The organism is Desemzia incerta (assembly GCF_900115825.1).
Lineage (GTDB): Bacteria > Bacillota > Bacilli > Lactobacillales > Carnobacteriaceae > Desemzia > Desemzia incerta.
In genome coordinates this window covers 157,958-181,692 of the sequence record NZ_FOXW01000001.1, presented here as the reverse complement: position 1 = coordinate 181,692, position 23,735 = coordinate 157,958, and the positions used below count along the sequence as shown (strand labels likewise).

The 23,735-nt window shown below is 38.2% G+C and carries 18 protein-coding genes; 7 read left to right on the top strand and 11 right to left on the bottom strand.

Annotated elements, in window-relative coordinates:
* Positions 1-60: 60 nt before the first annotated feature.
* Positions 61-816 (top strand): exodeoxyribonuclease III, encoded by a 756-nt coding sequence (locus BM137_RS00870; RefSeq protein ID WP_092479237.1) that lies wholly within the window; start codon positions 61-63, stop codon positions 814-816.
* A gap of 71 nt (positions 817-887) precedes the next feature.
* Here the strand turns inward: BM137_RS00870 and BM137_RS00865 are convergent, their stop codons facing one another.
* The 3 genes from BM137_RS00865 to BM137_RS00855 all read right to left on the bottom strand — a co-directional run bounded on the left by BM137_RS00865 (position 888) and on the right by BM137_RS00855 (position 4,699).
* Positions 888-1,598: a GntR family transcriptional regulator gene (locus BM137_RS00865; RefSeq protein WP_092479235.1), complete on the bottom strand. Its 711-nt coding sequence runs from the start codon at positions 1,596-1,598 to the stop codon at positions 888-890.
* Positions 1,599-1,773: 175 nt separating this feature from the next.
* Entirely contained in the window at positions 1,774-3,060 is a 1,287-nt protein-coding gene (celB, locus tag BM137_RS00860) for a PTS cellobiose transporter subunit IIC (protein ID WP_092479233.1), read from the bottom strand.
* A 244-nt stretch (positions 3,061-3,304) separates the two neighbouring features.
* A complete protein-coding gene (locus BM137_RS00855; RefSeq protein ID WP_092479231.1) occupies positions 3,305-4,699 on the bottom strand; it encodes a glycoside hydrolase family 1 protein in 1,395 nt (464 codons plus the stop codon).
* Positions 4,700-5,315: 616 nt separating this feature from the next.
* On the opposite strand from BM137_RS00855, the gene BM137_RS00850 reads away from it, so the two are divergent.
* Positions 5,316-7,952: a cation-translocating P-type ATPase gene (locus BM137_RS00850; RefSeq protein ID WP_092479230.1), complete on the top strand. Its 2,637-nt coding sequence runs from the start codon at positions 5,316-5,318 to the stop codon at positions 7,950-7,952.
* A gap of 335 nt (positions 7,953-8,287) precedes the next feature.
* On the opposite strand, the gene BM137_RS00845 is transcribed toward BM137_RS00850, so the two are convergent.
* Complete coding sequence (locus BM137_RS00845) at positions 8,288-9,718, bottom strand: 6-phospho-beta-glucosidase (protein ID WP_092479228.1); 1,431 nt, start codon at positions 9,716-9,718, stop codon at positions 8,288-8,290.
* Between the two features lie 208 nt (positions 9,719-9,926).
* Between BM137_RS00845 and BM137_RS00840 the strand changes: the two genes are divergently transcribed.
* Positions 9,927-10,787: an MBL fold metallo-hydrolase gene (locus BM137_RS00840; protein ID WP_092479226.1), complete on the top strand. Its 861-nt coding sequence runs from the start codon at positions 9,927-9,929 to the stop codon at positions 10,785-10,787.
* A gap of 68 nt (positions 10,788-10,855) precedes the next feature.
* On the opposite strand, the gene celB (BM137_RS00835) is transcribed toward BM137_RS00840, so the two are convergent.
* Positions 10,856-12,199, bottom strand: a complete 1,344-nt coding sequence (celB, locus tag BM137_RS00835; protein WP_092479224.1) for a PTS cellobiose transporter subunit IIC — start codon at positions 12,197-12,199, stop codon at positions 10,856-10,858.
* 317 nt (positions 12,200-12,516) lie between these two features.
* On the opposite strand from celB (BM137_RS00835), the gene BM137_RS00830 reads away from it, so the two are divergent.
* Entirely contained in the window at positions 12,517-13,389 is an 873-nt protein-coding gene (locus BM137_RS00830; protein ID WP_092479222.1) for a DUF368 domain-containing protein, read from the top strand.
* Positions 13,390-13,450: 61 nt separating this feature from the next.
* On the opposite strand, the gene BM137_RS00825 is transcribed toward BM137_RS00830, so the two are convergent.
* Complete coding sequence (locus BM137_RS00825; protein WP_092479220.1) at positions 13,451-14,854, bottom strand: glycoside hydrolase family 1 protein; 1,404 nt, start codon at positions 14,852-14,854, stop codon at positions 13,451-13,453.
* A 163-nt stretch (positions 14,855-15,017) separates the two neighbouring features.
* On the opposite strand from BM137_RS00825, the gene BM137_RS00820 reads away from it, so the two are divergent.
* The 3 genes from BM137_RS00820 to BM137_RS00810 all read left to right on the top strand — a co-directional run bounded on the left by BM137_RS00820 (position 15,018) and on the right by BM137_RS00810 (position 17,948).
* Positions 15,018-15,551 carry a 3'-5' exonuclease gene (locus tag BM137_RS00820; protein ID WP_092479218.1) on the top strand — a complete coding sequence of 178 codons (534 nt, stop codon included), beginning with the start codon at positions 15,018-15,020 and terminating at the stop codon, positions 15,549-15,551.
* A 209-nt stretch (positions 15,552-15,760) separates the two neighbouring features.
* On the top strand, positions 15,761-17,224 hold the full coding sequence (locus BM137_RS00815) for an amino acid ABC transporter substrate-binding protein/permease (RefSeq protein ID WP_092479216.1): 1,464 nt from the start codon (positions 15,761-15,763) through the stop codon (positions 17,222-17,224).
* Positions 17,217-17,948 (top strand): amino acid ABC transporter ATP-binding protein, encoded by a 732-nt coding sequence (locus BM137_RS00810; protein ID WP_092479214.1) that lies wholly within the window; start codon positions 17,217-17,219, stop codon positions 17,946-17,948. The genes BM137_RS00815 and BM137_RS00810 overlap by 8 nt, the downstream gene beginning before the upstream one ends.
* A 490-nt stretch (positions 17,949-18,438) precedes the next feature.
* Here the strand turns inward: BM137_RS00810 and BM137_RS00805 are convergent, their stop codons facing one another.
* From BM137_RS00805 to BM137_RS00785, 5 genes are all read right to left on the bottom strand, one after another.
* The gene (locus tag BM137_RS00805) at positions 18,439-19,470 is read right to left on the bottom strand and encodes a glycoside hydrolase family 43 protein (protein WP_218147480.1); all 1,032 of its coding nucleotides are present in this window, start codon (positions 19,468-19,470) and stop codon (positions 18,439-18,441) included.
* A 97-nt stretch (positions 19,471-19,567) separates the two neighbouring features.
* Positions 19,568-20,395 (bottom strand): carbohydrate ABC transporter permease, encoded by an 828-nt coding sequence (locus tag BM137_RS00800; RefSeq protein WP_092479213.1) that lies wholly within the window; start codon positions 20,393-20,395, stop codon positions 19,568-19,570.
* A gap of 13 nt (positions 20,396-20,408) precedes the next feature.
* Positions 20,409-21,287: a carbohydrate ABC transporter permease gene (locus tag BM137_RS00795; RefSeq protein ID WP_092479211.1), complete on the bottom strand. Its 879-nt coding sequence runs from the start codon at positions 21,285-21,287 to the stop codon at positions 20,409-20,411.
* Positions 21,288-21,506: 219 nt separating this feature from the next.
* On the bottom strand, positions 21,507-22,784 hold the full coding sequence (locus BM137_RS00790; protein ID WP_092479209.1) for an extracellular solute-binding protein: 1,278 nt from the start codon (positions 22,782-22,784) through the stop codon (positions 21,507-21,509).
* An 84-nt stretch (positions 22,785-22,868) separates the two neighbouring features.
* The gene (locus tag BM137_RS00785) at positions 22,869-23,693 is read right to left on the bottom strand and encodes an aldo/keto reductase (protein WP_092479207.1); all 825 of its coding nucleotides are present in this window, start codon (positions 23,691-23,693) and stop codon (positions 22,869-22,871) included.
* Between the last annotated feature and the right edge of the window lie 42 nt (positions 23,694-23,735).

The window sequence follows — 23,735 nt, the reverse complement described above, 5'->3', positions numbered from 1 at the left end:
TTATTCTTGTTTCTTGTACAATAATAGTACCATTTTACGTTAAAGGAGCAAACCATTAAAATGAAACTAATCTCATGGAATGTAAACGGATTACGCGCTATCGTTAAAAAAGGATTCTTAGACATTTTTACAGAACTTGATGCAGATTTTTTCTGTCTGCAAGAAACTAAACTGCAAGAAGGTCAAATAGATTTAGATATTCCTGGCTATTATTCTTTTTGGGATTATGCCGAGAAAAAGGGGTATTCTGGTACAGCCATTTTCACCAAGCATGAACCGTTGAGTGCTGCTTACGGAATCGGAGTCCCAGAACACGATACAGAAGGCCGCGTCGTTACCTTAGAATACGATAACTATTATGTAGTGACCTGTTACACACCCAATTCGCAATCTGAACTAAAACGATTGGATTACCGAATGCATTGGGAAAATGATTTTCTCGATTACCTTAAGAAATTAGATAATCAAAAACCCGTTATTTTATGTGGAGACTTGAACGTTGCTCACAAAGACATTGATTTAAAAAATCCACAACGCAATCGAGGAAATGCGGGCTTCTCAGATGAAGAAAGAGCTCAATTCACCACTCTTCTGGAGTCAGGATTTATCGATACTTATCGCTACTTCTATCCAGAAAAAGAAGGCAGCTACACGTGGTGGAATTATCGGTTCAATGCACGTAAAAACAACGCTGGATGGCGCATTGATTATTTCTGCGTTTCCAAAAGGCTGGCTTCTCAATTGGAAGATGCAAAAATTCATGATGCTGTCATGGGTTCTGATCACTGTCCAGTTGAATTGACACTGAATATTTAATTAAACAGCACCTGTCTAACAGGATTTAAAAAGGATTGTTTCTTAATGAAACAATCCTTTTTAATTGATATTTATTTTTGCAAATCCACCACTGTGTAGCTGCGTTTATCGTATCGATTTCTGCTTCTGGAATATTCGAATGGTGTTCCATCTTCTAAATGAACGACTTGTTCTACTTCCAGTACTGGATCATCTACAGCACACCCTAAGTATTCTTGATCGTATTCAGATGACTTAGCCGCGTGGATCTTGCGGTAAGCTCCTCCAAATTGCAATCCTAATTCATTATGAATGTATTGGTACACAGATGTATCTAAAGCCTCTTCGCTTAATCCTGGTATACATTTAACGCTCATAAAGGTGTGTTCAATGATGTACGGATCCCCGTCAACAGTACGCAAACGGATAATTTTATAAACCGGATCATGTTTATCCAGCATCAATGTTTCTTTTATAAAATCATCTGGAAATTCTACTGTAAAAGAAATCACTTGGCTTTTCACTTCATGACCAGATAATTGCTGAGTCAGACCTTCATACTCCATTAAATTCGCGTTTAATCCATTTTTTAGAGCGGTTTTTTTTACATACGTTCCAGATCCGCGTTTTCTAAAAATCAGGCCTTCAAATGCTAAAACATCCATAGCTTTTTTTACAGTCATTCTGCTTACCTTAAATTCTTTCGCTAAAGAAACTTGATCAGGTATGAGAGAATCTGCTAGGTAGACTCCATCTTGAATACGTTGTCTAATTTTATTGGCTATCATTTCGTACTTTATCATCGTTTACCTCCATTAATTATTCTCTATACCTAGCATACTCTAACGAAAGTTAAAAGACTAGTTTTTTTGAACATATAATGTATCATATGTTAAAAAAGTGTATACTTTTTGTATAAAAAAAGCAGTTCTAAATGGAATCTTCAGAACTGCTTTTTATTCAATTAATAAAGAGTGATTATTCTGCTGTACTTAAATCTACTGAACGAAGGTTTGCTTTGTCTACTACTTTCAAGAATGGGAACCAGATTAAGCCAATGATAGCCATGTCAATCAATTGTAGAACCCCACCCATTACAGAGTTAGTTGCTAACATACCGTTAAAGAATACTGGAACAGTCCATGGTACGGATACCCCTGTCGGAATTGGGAAAATTCCTAAGTCCATTACGATATAGTTCAATGTAGTAGTTACTAATGGAGCTAAAAGCCAAGGAATAAAGATTGAAGCGTTCAATACTAGCGGCATACCAAAGATTACCGGTTCGTTAACATTGAAGATTCCTGGAGCTAAAGCTAAACGACCAACATCTTTCATTTGACGACTCTTCATAACAAATGCCATCAAGATAACGACGATCAATGTACTACCTGATCCACCCATACCAACAGTATACATTTCCATGAATGATTTAGTAACAATGTTCGGCAATTCTTTTCCAGCTTCATAAGCTTCTAAGTTGTCTAGCATCAATGTGTTCCAGATTGGGTCCATTACTGAGTTAACGATGATTTGCCCATGTAATCCGAAGAACCAAAGCAATTGAACAAAGAATACTGCGATCAACGTTGCAGGCAATCCGCTACCTAAACCAGTTAATGGTTGTTGGATCACGTTGTATACAAAGTCATGCAAGTTAGTGTTAAATGCACCAGTTACGATAGCGTTAACAATAGTAAATACACTTAATGTAAGAATAGCAGGAATCATAGCTGCGAATGATTTGGAAACAGCTGTCGGTACGCCATCTGGCATTTTGATAACGATTCCTTTTTTAGTGATTCGACTGTAAATTTCGCCAGCAAGGAATGCTGCGATCATACCAACGAACATACCTTTAGCACCTAAACGGTCGAGTGTTAATACTCCTGATACTACTTCACCAGATTCTAATGTTGTAACAAAAGGTGTTAAGATCAAATATGAAGCAAGAGATACAGCTCCTCCATAAACAGGATCCACATCATGCGTTTTAGATAAATAATAACCAATACCAAATGTAACAAATATAGTCAAAATAGACATTGTAGCGTTTTGTCCACTACCAAACAATGTTCCTAAAGTACCTTTCATTTCATCACTGAAGAAAGGCAAGTTGTTAATTACTACAACCAATGAACCAAACATCGTGATCGGGAAAGCCAACATAAAAGCGTCACGTAATACTAGTAAATATTTGTTTTGACCCAGCTTTCCTGCAATCGGTAACAATTTTTCACTTAACTTATCAATAAAGCCATTCATAAGTAAAATCCTCTTTTCCTTTTTTGATTTTTTGAATAATTTGATTATTATAGCAAACGTTTACAAAATAAAGTATAACACTTATTCATAAAATGTCTAGTCTTTTATAAAAGAAGTTTGTATTTTTCACATATCGTTCACATTTTAATTAATTACTAAAGTTTTTTATTACTTAAATGAAGCGGAAATGCACTCATACCAATATGGTAGAGTGCATCCGTATTTGCCTATTGCTAACTATCTATTAGGCTTCAAAACCATTGTTTTTTGCCAATTCATTAAACCAACGCCCACTTTTCTTGATGGTACGTTTGTGATTATTGTCTAAGTCTACTGCAATCAATCCATAGCGGTTTTTATAAGCATTTGTCCATGACCAGTTGTCCATGCATGTCCACATATGGTATCCACGTACGTTGCTTCCCTCTTGAATAGCTTGGTGCACATATTTCAAATGATCTTGTACGAATTCAATACGGTAATCATCTTCAATGATTCCTTGATCGTTAACGTAACGTTCTTCCCCTTCAACACCCATTCCATTTTCTGAAATGTAACATTTGATGTTGCCGTAATTTTCACGCAAGTTTTTCAAGATATCGTAAACCCCTTTTTCGTAGATTTCCCATCCACGGTAAGGATTCATTTTACGTCCTGGCATTTCGTAGTTGTCAAAAAAATCATCCGGCATCGGACCTTCAGCTAATTTTGTTGTTGATTCTTTAGCTTTGATTCGACGTGGTTGGTAATAGTTTACCCCTAGTAAATCAACGGTATTTTCCTTGATTGTTTCTAAGTCGCCTTCTTCAATAATAGGTAAAACATCGATCTCACTTAAAATCTCAACTAGGTCGCTTGGGAATTCACCTTTTACGGCTGTATCTAAGAATGAACGGTTAAAGAATGCGTCAGCTGCTTTAGCGGCTTTTACATCTTCAGGGTTATTTTCATCACGTGGATAGCTTGGAGTTAAGTTTAAGATGATCCCAATTTCTCCACCTAAATTCATTTCATGATAAACATTGATCGCTTTAGCACTAGCTAAAATTTCATGGAAAGCTACTTGAACAGCTTTTTTCATGTCTACGATTGCTGGATAGTGGAATTGATATAAGTAACCGCCCTCTACAGGAACAATCGGTTCATTATGCGTAAACCATTTTTTAACACGGTCTCCAAACAACTCGAAACATACTTTAGCAAAAGCAACATAAGCCTCTACTGTCTCGCGACTTTCCCAGCCACCCTTTTCTTGCATTTTCATTGGCATGTCGAAATGATACAGATTTATAAACGGCTCAATATCATTGGCAATCAATTCGTCGATAACTTCATTATAGAAGTTGACTGCCGTTTGATTCACTTCTCCTGTACCATTTGGGATCAATCGGCTCCATTGAATTGATGTACGGAATGTCGTATGACCTGTTTCTTTCATCAATTGAATATCTTCTTGGAATTTTTCATAGAAGACAGAAGTTTTTTCTGGTCCTACTTGATTGAAGAATAATTCTGGGCTTTCTTTATACCAGTAATCCCAGATGCTGTCTCCTTTGTTATCGCCTTCAAAAACACCTTCAGTCTGTGGGCCGCTTGCTGCTGTACCCCACCAGAAATTCTCGGGAAATGTATATTGCATGTTTATTAGCTCCTTTTTAAATGACTATACTTTTATTTTTTAACCTTTATACTTTTAAAGCATAACAAAAAAAATTTGATTTGTCTCGCATATTTCAAAAAAAATTAAATCGTTTTCATTTTTCTTTTCTTTTATGGAAATATTTTTGCATGATGAGTTTAGCTTTTTTTGTTGCGTCAGGTTTCAGAATACGATATACTAAATAACGATGAAATCGATAAGAACCAATAAGGGAGTAACTGGCAGCAGATGCTGTGGCAACATCACCAGCAAGTAGGGGTAACGTTCTACTGGTGTTGTCTTAAATAGTGAGACTTATGCAGTTGTTGAACCATAAACAATTCCGCATAAGTCTCTTTTTTTTTCGATTTTATTGTCAAATTTATTCAGGAGGAGTCGATAGAAGAGATAGCACATTTTAATCCAGCTGATCAGCTGCCAAAATAAGTTCAGTTAGGCATTTTGACAGTTCAACTACAAGTTCTGTTTCTTGTGAAAAAACAGCTAGAATAGTATGTTAGATGTATCAATAAAATACAACTATCTCATATAGTAGTAATAGTTCTCCTTAGCACTTATCAACATACTGCTACGAAATTAAGAAAGGGTGTAAAATTTGGAAAATTATCAAAAAAGTACTGAAGAAATTTTTCAGGAATTCGAAGCTTCAAGAGAGGGGTTATCAGATGCAGAAGTCAAACGCAGACAAGAACGTGATGGTCTTAATGAGTTAAAGCAAAAGAAACGTGACTCCGTTTTGAAGTTGTTTTTAGAAACATTTAAAGATGCAATGGTTATCGTTCTTTTAATTGTCGCAGTCATTCAAGTATTACTAGGTGAAGTAACAGAATCTCTTATCATTTTTGCTGTATTGATGATCAACTCGATTTTGAGTGTTGTTCAAACAAGAAAAGCTGAAGGTTCATTGGACGCTTTGAAAAACATGTCTGCTCCTTCTGCTAAAGTACAACGTAACGGCAAAAAAGAAACGATCCCTGCAAAAGAACTGGTTGTTGGAGATATCGTAAGTTTAGATGCTGGGGATTATGTTCCTGCAGATGGACGCTTGATCGAAGCCGGTTCATTGCAAATCGAAGAAGGTATGTTGACTGGTGAGTCAGTCGCTTCTGAGAAAGACACTAAAGAATTGAGCGGAGATGTTCCTTTAGGTGACCGTTCTAACATGGTCTTTAGTGGAACACTAACAACTTATGGACGTGGTCTATTTGTTGTTACCGGAACTGGAAACAACACGGAAATGGGTAAAGTTGCCAGCTTGATCGACGACGCTTCAACTAAACAAACTCCATTACAAAAGAAACTAGATTCATTCAGTAAAAAATTGGGTGTCGGAATCTTACTATTAAGTATCTTGATTTTCGGTATCCAAGCTGCTCGTATTTTCTTCGGTGATGTTGCAGATGTTCAAACTGAATTATTGAACGCCTTCATGTTTGCTGTAGCTGTTGCAGTTGCTGCTATCCCAGAAGCTTTGCAATCGATCGTAACGATTGTATTATCTGTGGGTACAAACAAGATGGCGAAGAAACATGCAATCATCCGTAAACTGCCTGCTGTAGAAACTTTAGGATCAACAAGTATTATTTGTACAGATAAAACTGGTACATTGACTCAAAACAAAATGACAATTGTAGATTACTTCTTACCAAACGGTCAATCTGGTGAGTTTAATGCTTCTCCTGAATCATGGTCAACTGATGAAAAACGTTTGATGGAAATTGCCGTTTTAGCTAATGACTCTAACATCAACGAAGCTGGACAAGAACTAGGCGACCCTACTGAAGTTGCCATGATTGCTTTCAGCAATAAATTAAACCAACCTTATGAAGATGTACGTAAAACGTATCCTCGTGAAGCTGAATTGCCATTCGACTCTGATCGTAAATTGATGTCAACAGTCCACACAATTGATGGCGAACGTCTTCTATTAACTAAAGGTGGTCCAGATGTTGTATTTGGCCGCAGTACTAAAATGCTGTTGAATGGCGAAGTCGTTGAATTGACTGAAGAACGTCTGAAAGCTTTACAAGATCAAAATGAATCTTTCTCAGACCGTGCGTTGCGTGTGTTGGCCTTTGCTTACAAACCGCTTCCTGAAGGTAATAAATTAAGTTTTGATGATGAAAATGACTTGATTTTAGCTGGTTTGATGGCTATGATCGACCCTCCTCGTGAAGCAGTATACGGCGCGGTTGCTGAAGCGAAAAGTGCTGGAATCAAAACTGTTATGATCACTGGTGACCACAAAACAACAGCTCGTGCTATTGCTCGTGACATCGGTATTTTCGAAGAAGGCGATATTGCCTTGACTGGTCAAGAATTAGATGCTCTTAGTGAAGAAGAATTACACAGCAAATTGGAACACATTTCTGTATACGCTCGTGTTTCTCCAGAAAATAAAATTCGTATCGTTCGTGCATGGCAAGATCAAGATAAAGTATCTGCTATGACGGGTGACGGTGTTAATGACGCTCCTGCCTTGAAACAAGCTGATATCGGGGTTGCTATGGGTAGTGGTACTGACGTTGCAAAAGACTCTGCAGCTATGGTATTGACGGACGACAACTTTGTTTCTATCATCAACGCTGTTGAAGTTGGACGTAATGTTTATGACAACATCAAAAAAGCTATTGCTTACCTATTCTCAGGTAACTTAGGCGCGATCATCGCGATCATTGCTGCTTTATTGATGAACTGGGTCAGCCCTTTCACTGCTCTACAATTATTGTTCATTAACTTAGTAAACGACTCTATCCCAGCTATTTCTTTAGGTATGGAGCCTGGTGAACCAAATGTAATGCAACGTAAACCTCGTGATCCAAATGAAGGTATTTTCGCAGGCGGTACGTTCTCTTCAGTAGTCTTCCGTGGTGTCTTGATTGGTACTGCTGTTATCATTTCTCAATACATTGGTTTAGGTTACTCTGACGAAATGAGTGTTGCAATGGCCTTTACGACATTGATCTTGTCTCGTACGTTGCAAGTTTTCCCAGCTCGTTCAAACACACAAACATCTATTGGTGCAGGTTTCTTCTCTAACATGTATGCTATTTATGCCTTTATCTTCTGTATGGCATTATATGGTATCACAATGTTGCCTGGTGTACGTTCAATCTTTGATATTCCTGCTGACTTCGGTCTAGAACAATGGGGAATTGCTGCTGGTTTAGCTTTAGCTGCAGTTGTCCTTATGGAATTAAGAAAAGTCGTTTTCCCACCAAAAGATAAATAATCGATTCATGATGTAAAACCTCCGACAAGAAATTAATTTCTTGTTGGAGGTTTTTTTGTTTGCCTAAATTTGTGCTGCTTCTTTTCAACAAAAGTCCGGCCATGAGCAGCTGGGTGTTCACCCTCATGGCCGACTATTGTCTGTATTTCTGCCATCAGCTACTATAAAACCGCGCTTATGGCCCAAACTCATTTTTTATCGGCCATGAGCACATCATCTTTGATCACCATGGCCGAAAACAGCACCCGTTTCACCTAAATCCAGACTCTCCTTCCACTACCAAAATAAAACAAGCAGTCAAGTTTCTAACATTGACTGCTTGTTCCTCTTTTTGATTAGTTTTCTACGTTTCCTACTAAAGCAGGATTATTGCTTTTCATCAATTCATCGACATACGCAACTGTTTCAGGTTGAGTCTCTTCTATTTCTTTGATTTTATCGGCAAATTGCGGCAAATGATCTTTGTGGGCATAAAGTAATTCATCTAAAATCGTTTTAGCCATCGTTCCGCCTGGCACTAAGGGATTTACTGTGAAGGCCTGTAATGCAGCCCCATAGTTCCCTTCTACTGCTGCACGAATAACTGTTTCTTCCATCCCTTTCATATTTTGGATGATTCCTCTTGCAGCTCCTGACGGGAATGCACCCCAGTTATACGGTTCTACTCCATGAGCCGTAACCACACCAGAAACCTCAACGATACTGTCGTATGGCAAATCAGTGATTGTGCCGTTGTTTTGAGTCGACACGACCATTTCTGTGCGTTTGTCGTTTTGGATAGAAGCGATGATCTCACACGCTGCATCACTATAGTGTGTTCCGCCGCGTTGAGATAATTCTTCTGGTTTGTAATCCAATGCTGGATCTTTGTAAAGTTCGAATAAGCGTCTTTCTGTTTCTTTTACGACTTGAGCTCTTGTTTCTCCTTTTTCAAACTCTTCAATCGAATGTTGCAGCATTTCATCTTCAATATAGTAGTAACGGTGGTATCCGCATGGCAGCATGCCTAAGTCTTTGATTTGTTCATAGTGGAATGAAGCACTATGGATATTTTTCAAATGATTGTTGTCTTCATTTTGATCAGGTCCGTAAAGAATATCGATCAATTCGGCTGTTCTTTCTTTTCCAGTTTTGTCCCATACACGATGCCAATGGAAATGATTGATTCCCGCAAATTTAAAGAACAATTCATTTTCAGGAATTCCTAATTTTTCTGAAGCTGATGAGCAGTGACCGATCGGCACATTACATAAACCAACTGTTCTTTCCCATCCACCTACTTTGATTGCTGCTTCAGTAACCATTCCAGCTGGATTTGTAAAGTTGACCAACCAAGCATCTGGACATTGTTCTTTCATATCTTCAATAATATCTAAAATAACCGGAATCGTACGGAAAGCTTTCAACATTCCGCCTGCTCCATTTGTTTCTTGTCCTAAAACGCCGTGTGACAAAGGAATTCGTTCATCTTTCACACGTGCATCCAGTAAACCGACTCTAAATTGAGTGGTCACGAAGTCAGCGCCTTTTAAAGCTGTTTTACGGTCTAATGTCAGTTCTACGTTCCAATCTAGTCCCGCAGCTTTTACCATTCGTTTTGCCATTTCTCCAACAATTTCTAACTTTTCTTTTCCCTCTTCAATATCCACCAGCACGATATCTTTGATAGGCAATTGATCTTTACGCTTGATGTATCCTTCGATCAATTCAGGTGTATAACTTGAACCTCCACCAATTGTAACAATTTTCAAAGCTTCTTTAGTCATTGTTATCCTCCTTGGAAAACGTTTTCTTTTGATTACGTCTTCACTATAATTTGTGTAATCCATTACAGTCAAGCTTTATTCCAAAAGAATCTTCAACAATAAATCATTCGACAAGAAAATCATCGTTAACCAAGAGGTATCAACTGAACTTTTTTTATTTACTTGTTAGAATGATGGTGTCTAAAACTTTATTATAAGGAGGCTAATTATGGATTCATCTATGTATTATGGAAATGACTATAAAACTATTCCTATGACCTCTCGCAAACGAAATGAAGGAAGAGAAGTAACACCGGATGTTTATTTGTACACTGTTCAATTTGTTAATTTGTATATGATTGGAGACATTGTGAGTGGGGATTTTGTACTCGTTGATGCTGGTACACCTAATCGATCTGAAGACATCATTGCGGCCGTGGAAGAACGTTTTGGAAAGGACAGTCGTCCAAAAGCCATCATCTTGACCCATGGACATTTTGATCATGTAGGCTCAGTCATTGAATTGGTAAATCACTGGGACGTTCCTGTATATGCTCATGAATTGGAACTTCCGTACCTTACAGGAAAAGAAAGCTATCCTACTGGGGATTCTACTGTAGAAGGCGGATTAATTGCTAAAATGTCAGCAGCTTTCCCTGTCGAACCCATTAATTTAGCCTCACACATCCATTCATTACCGGCTGACGGAACAGTTCCTCACCTGCCTGATTTCAAATGGATTCACGTTCCTGGACATACTCCAGGTCAAGTAGCTTTGTTTAGAGAAAAAGATCGTCTCTTAATAGCAGCAGATGCTTTCGTAACGACTAAACAAGAATCTCTTTATCATGTACTGACTCAAAAGAAAGAATTGAGCGGACCTCCAAGATATTTAACAACGGATTGGCCAGCGGCTAAAGAATCCGTACAAAAGTTAGCTTCATTAGAACCTATTATTGCGGTGACCGGACACGGTCCTTTGATGCAAGGCGCTGAACTAACAGAGAAATTAAAGCATCTTGCAAATCAATTTGATGAATTGGCTGTTCCAAGTCATGGGAAGTTTGTCGATGACTCTTCTGAAGTATAGTAAGCACAAAAAAAACGATTCATTCTAGTAAAATAGAATGAATCGTTTTTTGTGCTCTCAACTTAGAATTAAGCTGTTGGTGTTCCGGTCGGTGCATTTGTATCAGAAGTTTGTTCTGCAAGAATCTCTTCTTCAGATTTTCCTTGTTCTACCATATAAGCTTTTTGGTCAACCATTTTGAAGAATGGATAGTATACTAATCCGCCTAATCCAATTTGGAAGACTTGTAATAGCGCTCCTGTCCAACCACTGACCAAGAATCCGGAGAAGATTGGAGGAGTTGTCCATGGGATATTGACGCCATTAGCGACATTCACCAGACCTGTAGACATCGCTACATAAGCAACAACAGCCATAATGATTGGATTTATAATAAACGGAATCAACATGATAGGATTCAATACAATAGGAATACCAAATACTAATGGCTCATTAATATTGAACAGCCCAGGTCCGATAGCTAGTTTACCTAAAGTCTTAAATTGTTTGGATTTTGCAAAGAATAATGCACATAACGCTAACCCTAATGTACTTCCTGCTCCTCCAAGTTTGATAAAATTGTCGTAAAATTGAGAGTTGATGATGTTCGGCAAAGCTTGTCCTGCTGCAAAAGCCTCAGCGTTTCCAGCAGTCAAAGACAACCAGATCGGTGACATTACACCAGATACGATTTGAGATCCGTGGATACCAAAAGACCATAAAATAGCTTCAAATAATAAGACAATAATCATAGCTGGAAGTGATCCGCCTAAAGCTAATAAAGGTGTTTGCAACACTTCAAAAATAAAGTTGTGTGCTGTTTCAAATGGAGTCAAAGTAAACAACATTCTGATAATGTTAAAAGATAGAATAACAAAAAGTCCAGGAATCAATGAAGAGAAAGAACGTGCTACGTTACTTGGAACAGATTCAGGCATTCTGATGACCCAACCACGTTGTATGACAGCTCTCATAATTTCAGTAGCTAAGATGGCTGTGATCATACCAACAAATAAACCGCTGGCACTTAAGTTAGAAGCAGGGATACCAGTTGCGCCTTCAGGTGTTACTAAACTAGGTGTAAGAATAAGGAAAGCTACTAAAGATAATACAATACCTGCTACATCATCTACTTTATAATGGCTTGACAATGATTTAGCTATCCCTACAATTACGAACGGTGTCATGATATTCATCGTCATGTTATAAGGAACCATAAAGAATTCTGACCAGTTGTCGCCAAAAATATTGGCCATAAAATCTGCATATCCGTTAATTGGCAAGTTAGCTAATAGTAAAAAAACCGAACCAATAATCAAGATAGACATTGCTGCAAAAAAACCACTTTTGATAGCTGTTAAATACCGATTGGAATCTAATTTATAAGCAATTGGCGCCATTTTTTCTTCAAGAAAATTCATAACCTTATCCATTCTTTTTCCTCCTAATAAATGCATTAATCATGCCATATAATAAACGAGTAATTGAAAAAGGTGACAAAAAAATAGAGACTTCTTTGCGCTTAATGCTATCCTCCTTCCTTTTTTGTAAGCGCTTACTTATTTATGACTTAATTTTAATATAACTAAATGATATAGGCAAGCGTTTTCTAGAATTTTTTTAAGATAATTTGTCTATCCATATACTTTTAATGTTTTATTACGTTTTGTATAAATGCTTGTGTATCGTCACAAATTCTGTTTATAATGAAACTTATTGAAAAAAGTAGTTCTTAAAGGAGAGAAAATGAGTGATAAACGAGAAAAACTCATCGAGAGATTGGTTTATTAGATTACTTAAAGGGGCTGCTGTAGGAATCGGCGGAATCTTACCAGGTTTATCAGGTGGCGTATTAGCCGTTATTTTTGGTTTGTATGACGAAATTATTGATTTCTTAGCCAATATTACCAAAAATTTTGCAAGAAATGTGCGTTACTTTTTGCCAGTCGGTATAGGTGGAGTCATAGGGGTAGTGATTTTCTCTGCCTTTGTGGAGAAAGCTTTTGGGCAATATGAAGCTATGTTTACCTGTTTGTTTATTGGCTTTGTTGTAGGAACCTTCCCTTCTTTATGGAAAAGTGCCGGAAAACAAGGTCGCAGTGCAGCAGATATGAGTATTCTTGTCGTGAGTGCTGTTGGGCTGTTCTTATTGATGGTCATTGGTGGACAATCATTGACGCAGTTAGCTCCTGGATTTTTAACATGGATGTTCTCTGGTGCTTTGATTGGTCTTGGTGTGATCGTTCCAGGGATGAGCCCCAGCAACTTCCTAATTTATTTTGGTTTATATGAAAAAATGTCTGCTGGTATCAGCGCATTTGATTTTAGTGTTATTATTCCGTTAGTTCTTGGTGGTATACTGTGTGTACTATTGTTAGCTAAATTAGCTAGTTGGTTGTTCGATCGCTTTTACGCTAAAATGTACCACTTTATCTTAGGTATGGTCATTGGTTCATCATTGGCGATTTTTCCGACCGTCATTTTCCCAGCATTTTCAACAGAAGGTTTGGCTTCATCAGGACTTTCATTTGCTATGACACTGGTATTCTCTATCGTAATGCTCATCATCGGTATTGTTTTCTCTTACTGGTTCAGCGGAATTGAAGAAAAATATTCTAAATAAACCCTTTTTATAATCAATAAAAGCAGTTTAGAGACACATTCATCTCTAAACTGCTTTTGGTTTATGCTAGATTTTCACCATTTGATGCAATAACATCTTTATACCAATAGAAGCTGTCTTTGCGTAACCTTGAAAGGTCTTTCAAATCAAAGTCAGAACGATTTACGTAAACAAAGCCATAACGCTTGCGGAAACCTTCATGAGTACTGATCAAATCAATTGCACTCCATGGGCAGTAACCAAATAGTTCTACACCGTCTGTGATCGCCAATTGAACTTGCTTGATATGATCGCGCAAGTAATTGATTCGATAAGTGTCATGGATTTTACCGTCTTCTGTCAATGTGTCTCTTCCGCCTAAACCATTTTCAGTGATCACTAACGGTAAAGCATAGCGCGAGTAAATATCATTTGCAGTGATCCGCAATCCTTCTGGGTCAATTTCCCACCCAAATTCTGTCTTATCAAGAGCGCCATGTTCTACTTGTCGGAAAAATCCTGGTACTCCTTGACCTTTTTGCTGATCAGCCTCCACGGAATCTGTTTCTTCTTCCAACGGGTAATATTCTACGGTGCCGGAGCTGTAGTAATTAAATGCAATGAAATCAGCCAATCCAGATTTCAACGTCTCTTCATCACCTGGTTCCATATCTGGAGTGGCATTATTGGCTTCTAAGAAAGCCCAGGCTACATTATTGTATCTTCCATAAACAGCCATATCCAAATACAGCCAGTTGCGTACCGCATTAAACGTTTGCGCAGCTTGGATGTCCAATGGATCATTTGTTTTTGGATAAATCGTTGAAATGTTTGGTGCAGGTCCGATTTTAGCATCCGGCAATTTGTCATGACACTCTTTCATCACGCGAGCTTGAGCCAATAGCATATGGTGGTTTTGCTGATAAGTTTCTTTCATCGTGGTTGCTCCGCCGCCAATCACTGCCCCAGCAGATAAAATCATCATGTTTTGTTCGTTGATCGTTTGCCAGAATTTGACACGATCCCCGAAGCGGTCAAATAAAATCCCGCAGTAACGTACAAAAGCCTCAATCGTTGCTCTGTTGCTCCATCCACCTTTTTCTTCTAATGCTGCAGGCAGATCAAAGTGGTAAACCGTTACTAAAGGTTCAATACGATGTTTTAACAGTTCATTAATCAAGTTATCGTAAAATTGGATTCCTTCTTCGTTTACCTCTCCGTCGCCATCTGGAACAATACGTGTCCAAGCTATAGAGAACCGATACGTTTTGAATCCCATTTCTGCTAACATCGCTACATCTTCTTTATAATGATGGTAATGGTCAGCAGCTACTTTGAAATCAGATGTGTCACTAGGGATGGTCTTCGTGTCTTGAACTGAAGGTCCTTTTCCGCCTTCATTCCATGCCCCTTCTATTTGATAAGCACTGGTCGAGCCTCCCCAAAGAAAGTCATTTGGAAATGGGCGCAATGTTTGATGTTTCATAATTCAGCCTCCTTAAATTATACCGCTTTCACAAATAGACTATATCTTGTGTAATGGATTACATTCAAGCAGGAATATCATTTTATTTTAATAATGATTTTTCTTTAAAAAAGTTGTGCTACAATATCTTTATCTTTAATGTATCAGAAAGCGGAGGAAAGAAATGAATTTTACAGCTATTGACTTTGAAACAGCCAACTTCCAGAAACATAGTGCCTGCTCTGTAGCTCTTACGATCGTTCGCGACAGTAGAATCGTCGACAATTATTATACACTCTTGAAACCAGATACCTTTTTTAATCAAAAAAACATTCAAATCCACGGAATACATGAACGTGATGTCGTTGATGCTCCAACTTTTGCGCAAATATGGCCTGAGATCCAACCTTTATTCACTCAAAACCAGTTGATCGTGGCTCACAATCTTCCATTTGATCGTGGCGTCCTTCACGGATGTTTGGATTATTACGGAATCGAACGTCCAAGTTACCAAACCTTGTGTACTGTTCAGTCCAGCCGGAAATTGTTGTATGAATTGCCAAATCACAAATTAAATACTGTCTGCGATGCTTTAGACATCAGGTTAGATAATCACCATAATGCTTTAGCCGATAGTGTGGCTTGCGCCAATATCTTATTGTATTTAGAAGAACATTTCGGGACTGATCCATTGAAAAAACTCGTCAAATACGTTTAATCAACAGACCACTATATCAGAATCCTAGCTGGAAACTGATATAGTGTTTTTTTTGTTGGGGATCCCTTTATTGCAACATTTAAAAACCCTTTCTTAATTTAATTCATATTCTTTTTTGTCGAAAATCTGCGTACTTTAAGGCATTATATTTGAAAAGGTGCCATTCATAAAGTAATGTTAAGGGTATAGAAAAATTGGAGGAGAGAACCATGTACAAATATAAAAGGAAATTATTTACCTTTATTATGGCCTTAGCCAGTATGGCTGCCATTTTCATTCCCTTAGAAGCGGAAGCAACAGAAACAGAAAGCGACAAAGGAAGCCCCGAAAATCCATACCTCATTACAACGGATGTTACTTACACTCCATTTGAATTTCAAAACGCAGACGGCGAATACGTCGGAATCGATGTTGACATCATAAAAGCAATTGCAGAAGATCAAGGCTTCGAGATTGAGTTAAAGCCTTTAAACTTTAGTGCTGGATTGCAAGCCTTAGAAACTAATCAAGTTGACGGTATGATCGCTGCTATGAGTATCACACCAGAACGTGAAGAATCATTTGACTTTTCTGAACCTTATTTTGAAGCTGGAACCGTAATGGCCGTTGCTGAAGATAATGAAGAAATCACTACTTATGAAGACCTGGAAGGCAAAACAGTCGCTGTAAAAGTTGGAACGACTGGTGCAAACTTCGTGAATAAATTAAAAGAAGAATACAACATTGAAGTCAACCAATTTGATGATTCAGCCACAATGTACGAAGATGTTATCGCTGGTCACTCAGATGCTGTGTTTGATGACTACCCTGTTATGGCATACGCTGTTCAACAAGGGTTGAAATTAAAATTCCCTCTTGAGCCTGAAGCAGGAGATGTTTACGGTTTTGCAGTAAACAAAGATCAAAACCCAGAGTTATTGGAAATGTTCAATGAAGGTTTAGCAAATATCCAAGAAAACGGAACCTACGACGAAATTATTGATACTTACATCAGCGAAGATGCTGAAGAAGCAACTGGAACTGGTTTGTTCAGCTTAATCGCGAGCAACTGGTCGGATTTAGCTCGTGGTTTAGGTCAAACTCTAGTCTTAACACTGATTTCATTTGCTATTGCTTTAGTGTTAGGAACTATCCTTGGTTTATTCAATGCTAGTCCAAATAAAGTATTAAACGCTATTTCATCTATTTACATTACAATCATGCGTGGTATTCCATTGATCGTATTAGCTTTCTTTATTTACTTCTCAGTACCACAATTGTTTGATATTAAAATGACGGCCTTTGTAGCTGGTGTTTCAACATTGACACTGAATACAGCCGCTTATATCTCTGAACAAGTACGTGGAGGTATTTTAGCCGTAGCCAAAGGACAATTAGAAGCCGGTAGAAGTTTGGGGCTTTCTTACAATACTTCAATGAGAAAAATCATTTTACCGCAAGCTATTAAGATCATGATTCCATCATTGATCAACCAATTTGTTATTACTCTGAAAGATACGTCTATTCTTTCGGTAATCGGTATAGTAGAATTAACACAAACAGGACGAATTATTATTGCTCGTACGTACTCATCAGGTAGTATGTGGTTGATTGTCGGAATCATCTATATTGTGATTATCACGCTTCTGACATGGGTTTCATCTGTATTGGAAAGGAGATTGTCAAATGACTAAATTAAAAGTAGAACACCTTAAAAAGAGTTTTGGCGATTTAGAAGTCTTAAAGGATTTAAACGCGGAAGTGCAAGAAGGAGAAGTTATTTGTATCATCGGTCCTTCTGGATCAGGTAAAAGTACATTCCTTCGCTGCTTGAACAATCTAGAAGAAATCACAGGTGGAAAAGTTATTATCGATGATCGTGATTTGACTGATCCATCTCAAAACATCAATAAGATTCGCGAAAATATCGGAATGGTGTTCCAACACTTTAACTTGTTCCCACATCTAACAGTTATCGAAAATATCATGTTGGCACCTAAAGAATTAAAAGATGAATCAGACGAAGAGATTCGTAACCGGGCTTTAAGCTTGTTGGAAACTGTTGGGTTAGCTGAGAAAGCGGACGACTATCCGAAATCTCTTTCTGGTGGACAAAAACAACGTGTGGCTATCGCTCGTGCTTTAGCGATGCAGCCTGATATTATGTTGTTTGATGAGCCAACCAGTGCACTTGACCCTGAGATGGTTGGGGACGTTCTGGAAGTTATGCAAAAATTAGCTCGTGAAGGAATGACGATGTTAGTCGTTACCCATGAAATGGGATTTGCTAAAGAGGTTGCGGATCGTGTTATCTTTATGGACGGTGGTTACATTGTCGAGGAAGGACCACCAGAACAACTATTCAACCATCCACAACATGAACGTACAAAAGACTTTTTAGATAAAGTATTGATTTAATTACTACTCTAAGAAAGAAAATTTTTTCTATAAATAAAGAACGCTCATTGGACAATGATCCAATGAGCGTTCTTTTTGTTGTTTTTCGTTAATTATCGAGTAAAAACCTGTCTACTTGATATCCTACCTCGTTTTTTGTGTCGGCTTATCAAATAGAGCCTGTCTACTTATCATCCTGACCCATTTTTTGTGACCACTTATCAAGTAGAACCTGTCTACTTATCATCCTGACCCATTTTTTGTACTTACTTATCAAGTAGAACCCGTCTACTTGAGATCTTGACTCGTTTTTTGTGCCTGCTTATCAAGTAGAACCTGTCTACTTGAGATCCTGACCCGTTTTTTGTGCCCACTTATCAAGTAGAACCTGTCTACTTATCATCCTGACTCATTTTTTGAGCCTACTTATCAAGTAGAACCCCTAACCCTTTTACACAGCATCTTTAAACCAGTTCAAGCTAAGGAAACTGTATATCCTCATTCCACCACTTTACTTCAATTCCTGCTCTGTATAAGTGGGTCCCTCAATAATCAGTTTGCCATTTTCAATATAGATCAGATCCATCCCTACTTTCCGGTCGCCACTAGGTTCCGTGGGATCCGTATGCATATGATAAATCGTGTAGAGCGTTTCGTTATCCAACCCTACTGTTACACTATTGTGCCCAGGTCCCGAGATGCCGTTCTCCACATCTTCCGACAGAATAGGATTCTCTTCCGCTTTCTCAAATGGTCCCAGCGGATTATCTGCTGTAGCATATCCTACAGCGTACAACGGACTGGCAAAGTAATTGGCTGAATACATCAAATAATAAGTGCCTTCTTCTTCCAATACATATGGTCCTTCATTCCACTGGTATTCCCCATATGGCGTCTCCCAAGATTGATCGGGGGTCAATAATAACGTCTCTTCCCCTTCTACTGTCAGCAAATCGTCACTCATTTCTCTAACATAAACTTGACTGACATGATCTCCATCAATAATATTTTCAAAATTGTCTTTTACATAATATAAGTAAGGTTGCCCTGAGCCCTCATCTATAAAAATATGCCCATCGATATAAGAACCTTCCTCAGGGATAATGTCTACTGCCACATCTTCAAATGGACCCAACGGACTATCACTGACCGCTATGGCGATTTTTAAACTGCCGATATATTCTCTAGCACTATAGACCATGTAAAACTGGTTTTCATATTCAATCACTTCAGGAGCCCAAAAGTCTCCTATTGCCCATTTGTCTTCTTGCAGCTCATGGTCGTAGGCTAACTCTACCTGTTCTTCCCAATTGACTAAATCATCCGATTGCCACACTTTGAAACCCACATGCGGTTCTGAAGTGGCATACATGTAATATTGATCCTCTACTTTTAACACATAAGGGTCACCGATATCTGTCATTTCTCCGATAGGATTTTGATAAGTTGGACGACTTTGAGTATAAATCAGAACCATTCCTGCAATCAGAATGATACTCAGGACAATGAAAACAATGATCTTATTCCGTTTATTCCATTTCATAGTCTGCTCCTTTCTCGCATGAAAAACGAAGGTATTATTCCATAAAAAACGCAATACCCTTCTTTCTACACTAAAGGCATTGCGTTTCTTACGTAAATTATTTGATTCCTGTATTCGTCACGCTTCGAACAAAGTATTTATTGGCAAAAATAAAGATAATCAAGGCAGGTACCGTGGCAACCACTGTAGAAGCCATCATTTTACCCGGATTGACAAAGTTTGACCCTTGAATCAAGTTAGCAAGTCCTACTGTAGCTGTCTTCATATCATCCGAACTCGTTACCAGAGAAGGCCATAGGAAGTCGTTGTAAATCGCTAAAAATGTAATGACCGTCAAAGTGGCTACAACTGGTTTGATCGTAGGCATGATTACATGTCTCAAGATATGCCATAAGTTTGCTCCGTCAATGATTGCCGCTTCTTCCAAATCTCGAGGAAAATCCCGCAAAAAGTTATAAATCAGGAAAACGCCCATCGTTCCCGCTGAGTAAGGCAATATCAATGGTGCATAGGTATCCAGATATCCAACTTCTCTAAATAAAAAGAAAGCAGGAAATAGTGTGACAATTCCAGGGATGGTCAAAGCCCCCACAACAATACTCAAAAATATTTTTTTCCCCGGCAAATTCAATCTAGCTAATGTATAAGCTGCTAATACATCCACGAAAACCACCAAGGCCGTCCCCGCTGTAGTAACAATAGCTGTGTTCATTAACCAAGTTAAGATAGGAGCATCCGCATCAGCTCCAAAAATACTCGTGTAGTTTTCTATTGTCCAACTTTTCGGTATTAGTGATGAAGTAGACAATGATTCACCTAATTCTTTAAAAGAAGTGAAGATCATCCAGACGATCGGCAATAGAAAAATCAGAGCCACGCCTGTAGAGATCAGCGTTACAGTAATGTCTTTTTTCTTTGATTTCATTTTCTATCCCCTCCTAGTCTTTTCTGTAGGCATACCAGTATTGTGCACCTGTTATCACCATCATGATAACTCCCATAATAACTGCCATAGTCGTACCGATGCCTAGATTATTTTGAGAAAAGACCACTTGTTGGATGACCATGATAAGTGATTGTGTACTTTGCTGCGGTCCGCCTGCAGTAATCAGCAATGTTTGTCCGTAGAGGTTGAATGAAGCAATGATTGTCGTCATCAGCACAAAGATAAAAACACCTTTTATAGAGGGGAAGGTAACATAGCGAAATTTTTTCCACCAATTGGCCCCATCCAGCCCTGCTGCTTCATATAAATTGTAATCCACTTCGTCTAAAGCATTGATAAATAAGATCATATTGTATCCGATCGTCCACCAAACTGTAGCGATCAAAATCGTTATCCAAGCATACGGTTGTTCATTCAGCCAGTTCAAAGGAGCAATATTGAGCGTATTCAAAACATTATTGATGTATCCTCCGTTTCCAGTGAACAACCATTTAAAAATAGCTGATACGGCTGTTACAGAAACAGCATAGGAAATAAAAAAGGTTGTTCTGAAAAAAACTTTTAGTTTCTTTGGAATATTATTTACTAATAAAGCCAGCCCTAAACTGACCAATACTAATGGGATCACACTGAACCCTACAAACACTAATGTATTTTCTAAGCCTCTATAAAAAGAAACACTGAACATATTATCTCCAGACAGCACAGTTATATAGTTTTCTAAACCGACAAAACCGCCGTTTCCTCCAAAGAGAGACCACTCATGAAGACTAATATAAATACCGTAGAAAACCGGTATAGCCCAGAACAGGACAAAACAAATAAAAAAAGGCAAATACATCACTGTTGACCATATTTTAGAAATCTTCATTTGAATCCTCCTTTTACATTTGAGAGTGGGAAAAAGGCGATTAGCCTCCTATTCATCCATGAATCATGCTCGGATGGTCATCAACCACCCGAGCGTGACTCGTGAATGGACGTCGAGGCTGCCTTTTTGCGCACGTTTACGCATCCAATATTCGTAAATCTGCAACTCTGAAAGAGAGTTTCCAATCCCAAATAATGTAATGCATAGATTTAGTTTAAATTACTGTTCAGGAGCGGTATCGGCAATTTGCTGCGCGTTATCTGTGGCGATTTGCAGTTCAGCCATCAAATCTTCCTTCGTCAAGTTTTCTTCCGTCACCAACATACTAAACACATTTTCAATCATGTATCTCATTTGTTCTCCAAATTGATAAACTTGAGGAGCACCAGTCACTGTATCGAATTGTTTAGCATTTTCATTCGCTAAAGGATATTTTTCTGGGTCTTCTGCAATCAAGTCCAACGTTGCTGTGTGCAGCGGAGCTTGTCCAGACTCTGCCCAATTTGCTAAGTTTTCTGGCTGATACATGTATTCAACGAATGCTGAAATAGCCTCCATCTCTTTTTCATCCGTTACAGAGGATGGCAAAGCAATCGTGTGAGATCCTCCATATACTCCAGGTTCATCTCCAATTTGAGGCATAGAAGTGATACCAAGATCTTCACCATATGTTTCTGAAACAGCTTGATAGTACCATGGTCCTGTAAGAGCTACCGCTGTTTGAACACCGGTATTTCCTTCTTCTACTTGTTTCATGAAGGCTTGGAATTCACCATCTAATCCTAATCCAGCTGGCGAGATATTATCTTTCCAAACCATGTCGTGGTAAACCATTAAAGCATCAGCTAATTCTTCTTGAGCAAAGTTCAAATGATTCCCATCAAGCAGCTCAATGTTGTTTTGAATAGCAGCTGTCATAATGTAATATTCTACTAGTCCGGCGTTAGGGACTCCTGCTGCATACAAGTTAGGATCTTGACTTTGCAATTCTTCCGTCAAAGCTACCAAGTCTTCATAGTTTTCAGGAGCTTCTGGAGACAATTGTTTGTTATAAAATGCGGTTAACGGATGAATGTCTAATGGAATACCATAGGTACCATCATCAAAAGTCACTAGATTTTCTGCAGCTTCATGAAAGTCACCAATACTTAATCCGGCTTGTTCCATCAATGGATTGATATCTTGGATCATGCCATCTTGCTTATATGTTTCAAGGTTGTTGGCATGGATCACCACTAAATCATAATCTCCTGTTTTAAATTTTGTGTAATGGTCTTTATCTTGTACTTCTTCTACCAGGTATTCATCTTGAGACTCGTTGAACCCATCCGTGATTTTCTTCATGTAACCACCATCACCGCCCGTGAAGCCGTTCAAGAAAGTGATTTGCACTTTACCATCTTCAGTTTCATTGGCATTTCCTCCGCCAGAACCGTTTCCACAAGCTGCTAAAAATAGCGAACCTACTAATAAAGTAGACAACAATACTTTTTTCATATTCTTATCCTCCTATAAAATGATTATTCACCTGTCCAACTCGATCCTTCAAAAAATAAAATTTGCCCAAAGAAAACCAATCTTTTAGATTGGCAAGTTTTCTGGATTTCCTCCAACACGTTCATTTTTATTCAGCGCATTGATGTTATCCATATCTTCTTGTGTCAATTCAAAATCATAAATATCAGCATTTTCATAAATTCTTTCTTTGTGGGTTGATTTAGGTATCGTCACAACACCAATTTGGATGTCCCAACGCAGCAGCACTTGAGCTACAGTTTTATTGTATTTTTCAGCAATTTCTTGAATCACTGGGTGATTGAGGATCTTTCCGCTTCCTAATGGGGAATAAGCTTCGACTACAATATTGTGTTCATTGCAGTATTCGCGTATCGGTTCTTGAGATAATAGGGGATGAAGCTCAATTTGGTTAACCATCGGAACAATCTCAGCATCCTTCAACAATTCTTCAAAATGATGGACGTGAAAATTACATACCCCAATAGCTCTTACTTTTTTATCTTTGTATAATTTTTCTAATGCACGCCATGTATCTTTTGTTTTTCCTTCGACTGGCCAATGGACTAAATATAAATCAACATAATCTAATCCCAATCGTTCTAAACTATCTTCATAAGCTTGCAAAGTACTTTCATATCCTTGCATCTCACTTCTGACCTTAGTAGTTACAAAAAGATCCTCTCTATTGATGCCAGATTCTTTGATGCCTTTTCCAACGCCTGATTCATTGCCATATTCTGCAGCTGTATCAATACTGATATAACCTGCTTCTATTGCCCATTTAACCGCATTAGAAACTTCTTCTCCGTCTTTCATTTGCCAAACACCTAAACCAAATGTCGGCATGGCCACTCCGTTAGCTAATTCTATAGTACTTTTTAAAGTCATAGTATCATCCTCCAGTTGTTAGAAATCGGTTTCATTATTGCA

Coding starts and splice junctions, on each gene's coding strand:
- BM137_RS00785 (WP_092479207.1), bottom strand. CDS start 23,693: ATGACTTTAAAAAGTACTATAGAATTAGCTAACGGAGTGGCCATGCCG.
- BM137_RS00865 (WP_092479235.1), bottom strand. CDS start 1,598: ATGATAAAGTACGAAATGATAGCCAATAAAATTAGACAACGTATTCAA.
- celB (WP_092479233.1), bottom strand. CDS start 3,060: ATGAATGGCTTTATTGATAAGTTAAGTGAAAAATTGTTACCGATTGCA.
- BM137_RS00845 (WP_092479228.1), bottom strand. CDS start 9,718: ATGACTAAAGAAGCTTTGAAAATTGTTACAATTGGTGGAGGTTCAAGT.
- BM137_RS00840 (WP_092479226.1), top strand. CDS start 9,927: ATGGATTCATCTATGTATTATGGAAATGACTATAAAACTATTCCTATG.
- celB (WP_092479224.1), bottom strand. CDS start 12,199: ATGGATAAGGTTATGAATTTTCTTGAAGAAAAAATGGCGCCAATTGCT.
- BM137_RS00790 (WP_092479209.1), bottom strand. CDS start 22,784: ATGAAAAAAGTATTGTTGTCTACTTTATTAGTAGGTTCGCTATTTTTA.
- BM137_RS00795 (WP_092479211.1), bottom strand. CDS start 21,287: ATGAAGATTTCTAAAATATGGTCAACAGTGATGTATTTGCCTTTTTTT.
- BM137_RS00820 (WP_092479218.1), top strand. CDS start 15,018: ATGAATTTTACAGCTATTGACTTTGAAACAGCCAACTTCCAGAAACAT.
- BM137_RS00805 (WP_218147480.1), bottom strand. CDS start 19,470: ATGAAATGGAATAAACGGAATAAGATCATTGTTTTCATTGTCCTGAGT.
- BM137_RS00800 (WP_092479213.1), bottom strand. CDS start 20,395: ATGAAATCAAAGAAAAAAGACATTACTGTAACGCTGATCTCTACAGGC.
- BM137_RS00825 (WP_092479220.1), bottom strand. CDS start 14,854: ATGAAACATCAAACATTGCGCCCATTTCCAAATGACTTTCTTTGGGGA.
- BM137_RS00815 (WP_092479216.1), top strand. CDS start 15,761: ATGTACAAATATAAAAGGAAATTATTTACCTTTATTATGGCCTTAGCC.
- BM137_RS00810 (WP_092479214.1), top strand. CDS start 17,217: ATGACTAAATTAAAAGTAGAACACCTTAAAAAGAGTTTTGGCGATTTA.
- BM137_RS00870 (WP_092479237.1), top strand. CDS start 61: ATGAAACTAATCTCATGGAATGTAAACGGATTACGCGCTATCGTTAAA.
- BM137_RS00855 (WP_092479231.1), bottom strand. CDS start 4,699: ATGCAATATACATTTCCCGAGAATTTCTGGTGGGGTACAGCAGCAAGC.